Origin of the sequence: Rheinheimera nanhaiensis E407-8, from assembly GCF_000296695.1 — a bacterium.
GTDB classification, from domain to species: domain Bacteria; phylum Pseudomonadota; class Gammaproteobacteria; order Enterobacterales; family Alteromonadaceae; genus Alishewanella; species Alishewanella nanhaiensis.
In genome coordinates, this window is record NZ_BAFK01000053.1 from 1 (window position 1) to 708 (window position 708).

Sequence of the window (708 nt, forward strand, 5' to 3'; positions counted from 1 at the left end):
CTGGCTACGGCAGTGTGCCAGAAGGCGGGTGGTTCAGCTTATTGCTAAGGGTTACCCAACCATCATTTGAGCATCAGTCATGGTGTTCCAGTTAGACGTTCAGCTCACCTTGTCCCGCGACTTAACCGGCTAAGAAACGTTTCTCATCGAACACCTTCTGATTTTTCAGCATGTAATACACGCAGCGGCCGACTTTATGCGCCAAAGCGGACAGTGCCTTGGCTTTGCTCATGCGCTTTTGTAATTTGAGTAAGTGGGCTTTTGCTTTGTCATTGCCGCGTAGGTAAAGCACAGCAATCTCGCCGAATGCCCACTTCAAATGGGCATTACCGATTTTATTGCCCTGAGTGCCGTAAGTTTTACCGGCGGATTCGGCTTTGCATTTAATCAGCCGGCTGTAGGAAGCAAAGTCCTGTACCGTGCTAAAGCGGGCGATGTCGCCAACTTCGTACAAAATTGTCAGTGCCAGAATACGACCAATACCGGGGAAACTGGTAAGGATGTGATAATCACTACTGCTATGATGTTTCGCATGCTTTTCAATAAAGCATTCAACGGAACTGAGTTCGTGTTTGTAAAAAGCAATAATGTTCAAATCAAGGTCGATGTTGCGTTGCACACAGTCATCGTCAAAGCGGTTTCGCATGGCTTCCCGGGCAAAATCATAGCGTAAGTTCAAATTATTTGGCGGCAAATTATATTGGCTGG

1 protein-coding gene is annotated in these 708 nt (G+C 47.0%); it reads right to left on the reverse strand.

What is annotated here, in order from left to right; all coding sequences use genetic code 11:
• Positions 1–121: 121 nt before the first annotated feature.
• The coding region (locus RNAN_RS18540; RefSeq protein WP_040552775.1) for an IS110 family transposase at positions 122–708 on the reverse strand (587 nt) is incomplete at its 5' end.